The organism is Streptomyces sp. AcH 505 (genome assembly GCF_000818175.1).
Lineage (GTDB): Bacteria > Actinomycetota > Actinomycetes > Streptomycetales > Streptomycetaceae > Streptomyces.
This window is the reverse complement of record NZ_JTIY01000001.1, coordinates 6811676-6816407: the sequence shown is the minus strand read 5'-3', so window position 1 is coordinate 6816407 and position 4732 is coordinate 6811676. Positions and strand designations below refer to the sequence as shown.

The 4732-nt window shown below is 71.6% G+C and carries 3 protein-coding genes and 2 pseudogenes; 3 read left to right on the top strand and 2 right to left on the bottom strand.

The window, feature by feature from the left end; translation table 11 throughout:
* The coding region (locus HY68_RS29830) for an alpha/beta hydrolase-fold protein (RefSeq protein WP_041994747.1) at positions 1 to 715 on the top strand (715 nt) is incomplete at its 5' end.
* A 244-nt stretch (positions 716 to 959) separates the two neighbouring features.
* Here HY68_RS29830 and HY68_RS29825 read toward each other — a convergent pair.
* Positions 960 to 1469 (bottom strand): nucleoside deaminase, encoded by a 510-nt coding sequence (locus HY68_RS29825; protein ID WP_041994744.1) that lies wholly within the window; start codon positions 1467 to 1469, stop codon positions 960 to 962.
* A gap of 22 nt (positions 1470 to 1491) precedes the next feature.
* Positions 1492 to 2736, bottom strand: a pseudogene (thrS, locus tag HY68_RS29820) (threonine--tRNA ligase); the annotation flags it as partial.
* Between the two features lie 296 nt (positions 2737 to 3032).
* On the opposite strand from thrS, the gene HY68_RS29815 reads away from it, so the two are divergent.
* Together HY68_RS29815 and HY68_RS44220 are read left to right on the top strand one after the other, a co-directional pair.
* On the top strand, positions 3033 to 4394 hold the full coding sequence (locus tag HY68_RS29815; protein WP_041994738.1) for an NAD(P)/FAD-dependent oxidoreductase: 1362 nt from the start codon (positions 3033 to 3035) through the stop codon (positions 4392 to 4394).
* 124 nt (positions 4395 to 4518) lie between these two features.
* Positions 4519 to 4732: pseudogene (locus HY68_RS44220) on the top strand (ABC transporter ATP-binding protein); the annotation flags it as partial.

Below are 4732 nucleotides of genomic sequence, written 5' to 3'. Positions count from 1 at the left end.
CGGCAGCCAGTTCCTCGACTCGCCGGGCACCGGGCTCTACCACTCGTACCTGTGCGACGAGGTCGTGCCGTACGTGGACACCCACTACCGCACGCTGGACAGCAGCGACCACCGCGCCATCTCAGGGAAGTCCAGCGGTGGTTACGGCGCGATGATCACGCCGATGCTCCGTCCCGACCTGTTCGGCGCGCTGGCCACGCACGCCGGCGACGCGTTGTACGAGTACTGCTACGCGGCCGAGTTCCCCGGGGCCGTGCGCGCGCTGCGCCCCTGGGACGGGGACATCTTCCGCTGGTGGGAGGAGTTCCGGGCGCGTCCCGTCCCCGGCAGGCCGGGCGACGAGGCGCTGCTGACCGTCCTCGGCGTCGCCGCGTGCTACTCCGCCGCCGACGACGGGACGCCGCTGCTGCCGTTCGATCCGCACACCGGCCGGCTGATCCCCGCCGTCTGGCAGCGGTGGCTCGACCTTGACCCGGTGCGGATGGTCCCGGAGCGCGCGGAGGCGGTCGCCTCACTGCGCGCGGTCTGGATCGACGCGGGTACCCGTGACGAGTACTTCCTCGACGTCGGCGCCCAGGCGTTCCACGGTGCGGTGCGGGCGGCGGGACTGCCGGAGGGGGCCGTGCACTTCGAGCTGTTCGACGCGGGCCACGGCGGGATCGACTACCGGTATCCAAAGGCCCTGGACTGGCTCGCCCGCCGTATCCAGCCCTGAGACAGCGGCGGTTCACCTATCCTCCGCACCTTGGGCGACTTCTTTCGGACCGTGGTCGACGTGGAAGCGACGGCGGAGGAGGTCTGCGGCGTCGCGCGCGGCATCGAGGCCTGGCGGACGACAGGGCGGGGCAGCGTCGGCTGCCCCGCCTGTCGCGTGGCGGTCCCGGTGACCGCGTGGTCGTGGGGAGCGGGCTTCGCCCTCGGGTGCCTCGCCCTCGACTCTGCGAACGTGCGCGTCCCCGCTACACCGTCCCGGCCCTCTTGGTGCGGAAGCGGCGGTGCAGTTCGCGGACCTCTTCGGCGAGGCCGGGGATCGGGCCCACGGTCGGCACACCGGGCGCCACCTCGCTGATCGGCAGCACGGCGACGGGCGCGGGTCCCGCCCCCAGCTCCGCGAGCCAGGCCGCCGTCTGCGCCGCCGAGCTGGCGTAGACGATGCGGCCGAGCCCGACCCAGCCGTGGGCCGCCGCGCACATCGGGCAGTGCTCGCCCGAGGTGTAGACGGTGGCAGCGGCCCTGGCCTCGGCGGTCAGCTGGGCCGCGGCCCAGCGCGCCAGCTCGAACTCCGGGTGGCGGGTCTGGTCGGCCAGGGTCGTCTCCCGGTTGTGGTCCTCGGCGAGTACCGTGCCGTCGGCCCCGACGAGGACGGACCCGAAGGGCTCGTCGCCGCCTTCCAGGGCTTCGGCCGCCAGTTCCACGCTGCGGCGGGCGTGGGCCAGTTCCTCGTCGGTGAGGGGAACGGGGTCGGTCATCTCCGGTGCTCTCCTTCTCGGTTCACTGAATGGGCTGGTCGGGGTCGGTGTCCCAGAGGCGGGTGGTGTGCGCGTCGACGAGTGCCCCGACGCGCATGACCGCCTCGGCCGTCGGCATCGCGTCCAGCCGCCGGCCGTCCCGCAGCCGCAGGGCGACCAGGTCGTCGGCGGCTTCCTCGGCGCCGATCACCGCCTGGTACGGCACCAGTCTGGCAGCCCGGATCCGGGCCCCCAAGGTGCCCTGCTCGGGTCCCGCGAGCCGCGCCCGCAGCCCCCGGTCCGCGCAGCGGCGGACGAACTCGGCGGCCCGGCCGCGCTGGTCGTCGGTGACGGGCAGGACCACGAGCTGGGTGGGGGCGAGCCAGCCGGGGAAGGCACCGCCGTGCTGTTCGACGAGGTGCGCGACGGCCCGCTCCACGCTGCCGACGACACTGCGGTGGATCATGACGGGCCGGTGTCTGCCGCCGTCCGCGCCGATGTAGCGCAGCCCGAACCGCTCGGGCTGGTGGAAGTCGACCTGGACGGTGGAGAGGGTGGATTCGCGGCCCGCGCCGTCGGCGATCTGCACGTCGATCTTCGGCCCGTAGAACGCCGCTTCCCCCTCCGCAGCGTCGTACGCCACACCCGAGCGGTCGAGTACGTCGGTCAGCAGCGCGGTGGCCCTTTCCCACAGGGCGGGGTCGGCGACGTACTTCCCCGAAGGGCCCGGCAGGGACAGCTGCAAGCGCGCCGGGCGGATGCCGAGCGCCGCGTACGCCTGGCGGATCAGTCCGAGGGCCGCGGCCGCTTCGTCGGCTGCCTGGTCCAGGGTGCAGAAGACATGCGCGTCGTTGAGCTGGATCGCCCGTACGCGGGTGAGGCCGCCGAGCACGCCCGACAGCTCGGCGCGGTACATGCCGCCCAGTTCGGCCATCCGCAGGGGCAGTTCGCGGTAGCTGTGGGCACGGGACCGGTAGATCAGCGCGTGGTGCGGGCACAGGCTCGGCCGCAGGACGACCTGCTCCCCGCCGACGTCCATCGGCGGGAACATGTCCTCGCTGTAGTGGGACCAGTGGCCGGAGATCTCGTAGAGTTCCCGCTTTCCGAGTACGGGTGAGTACACGTGCTGGTAGCCGGCCCGGCGTTCGGCGCCCCGGATGTACTCCTCCAGGGTGTGCCGTACGGTCGCGCCGTCGGGCAGCCAGTACGGCAGCCCGGCGCCCATCAGGGGGTCGGTGTCGAACAGAGCCAGCTCGCGGCCGAGCTTGCGGTGGTCGTGCATGGTGGTCTCCTCGCGGACTGAGGGCGAGTGGACCGCACGGCGAAGCCCCGGGGCACTCGCCCCGGGGCTTCGAACTGGGTCAGCAGTCAGCGCGCCGGGACACTCTCCGGCGTCGTCGTCATGGCGGCACGCTTCATGACCAGCACGCTAGCAGACCAGTCATCACTCGAACGGGTGATTAACCGCTCCGTAATGCGCCCACGTGTTCGCCTCGCGAAGATGGGTAGTGGCGGAAACGATTGGCCGAAGGGGCATGTGAGGCAGGCCCGGCAGTGCGGCGGGCATGAGAAGGGACGGACACTGTGGCACGACCCAGGATCCTCGTGGTGGGCGCCGGCTTCGCGGGGGTGGAGTGTGTACGCCGTCTGGAGCGCACCCTCGCCCCCGGTGAGGCGGAGGTGTGTCTGGTGACGCCCTTCTCGTACCAGCTCTACCTGCCGCTGCTGCCACAGGTCGCCGCAGGTGTGCTCACGCCGCAGTCCGTCGCCGTCTCGCTGCGCCGCAGCAGCAAGCACCGTACGAGGATCCTGCCGGGCGGCGCCGTGGGTGTCGACCCGAAGGCGAAGGTGTGCGTGGTCCGCGACATCACGGGTGAGCTGGTCAACGAGGCGTACGACTATCTCGTGCTCACCCCGGGCAGCATCACCCGGACCTTCGACATCCCCGGTCTGGTGGACAACGCGCGCGGGATGAAGACGCTGGCGGAGGCCGCCTACATCCGGGACCATGTGATCGCACAGCTCGACCTGGCGGACGCCAGCCAGGACGAGGCCGAGCGCGCCTCGCGGCTGCAGTTCGTGGTGGTCGGCGGCGGATACGCGGGCACCGAGACCGCCGCCTGTCTCCAGCGGCTCACGATGAACGCCGCCAAGAGGTACCCGAGGCTCGACCCGAAGCTGATCAAGTGGCATCTCATCGACATCGCGCCGAAGCTGATGCCGGAACTCGGCGACAAGCTCGGCCGAAGCGCGCTGGAGATCCTGCGCAAGCGCGGTATCGAGGTGTCGCTCGGCGTCTCGATCGCCAAGGCGGCGCCGGAGGAAGTGACCTTCACGGACGGGCGGGTTCTGCCCTGCCGCACCCTGATCTGGACGGCAGGCGTCGCCGCCAGCCCGCTGATCGCGACGCTGGACGCGGAGACCGCGCGCGGACGCCTTGTCGTCACCCCCGAGCTGAAAGTGCCGGGCGCGGACGGTGTGTTCGCGCTCGGTGACGCCGCAGCCGTACCGGATCTGACCAAGGGCGGCGACGCCGTGTGCCCGCCGACCGCACAGCACGCCCAGCGGCAGGGGCGCACGATCGCGGAGAACATCCTCGCTTCCCTGCGGCACGGTCAGTTGACGCCGTACAAGCACAAGGATCTGGGCCTCGTGGTGGACCTCGGCGGGGCGGACGCGGTGTCCAAGCCGCTCGGTATCGAGCTGCGCGGTCTGCCCGCGCAGGCCGTGGCCCGTGGCTACCACTGGTCGGCGCTGCGCACCAATGTCGCCAAGACCCGGGTGCTCACCAACTGGATGCTCAACGCCGTGGCCGGTGACGACTTCGTACGGACCGGTTTCCAGGCGCAGAAGGCCGCCACGCTGCACGACTTCGAGTACACGAACTCCTATCTGACGCCGGAGCAGGTCAGGGAGCACACCGCTTCGCTCGCGGTCCGGAGCTGACGGCCGACACCGGCGATCAGGACACGAATCGGCACCTGCCTGGCCCACCGCCTCTTACTTAGTCTAGCCTTACCTAAGTTTCGCTCCCGGTCGTGGGAGCGGTGAGGCGGCCCGGAGGAGTGCGGTGGGGGTTGGGGGTCCGTCAGGACGGGACGTCCTGCGCGGTGCGGTCAGGGGTCAGCGGCGCGATGTGGTGCTCGGCACGGTCCTCGGCGCCGGGCACCAGGCCGGCGAGGCGCTGGTCCCCGTGCTGATCGGGCTCGTCATCGACCAGGCCGTGGCGCGCGGCGACACCGCCGCGCTGGTGGGCTGGCTCGCCGTGCTGGCCGTCGTCTACG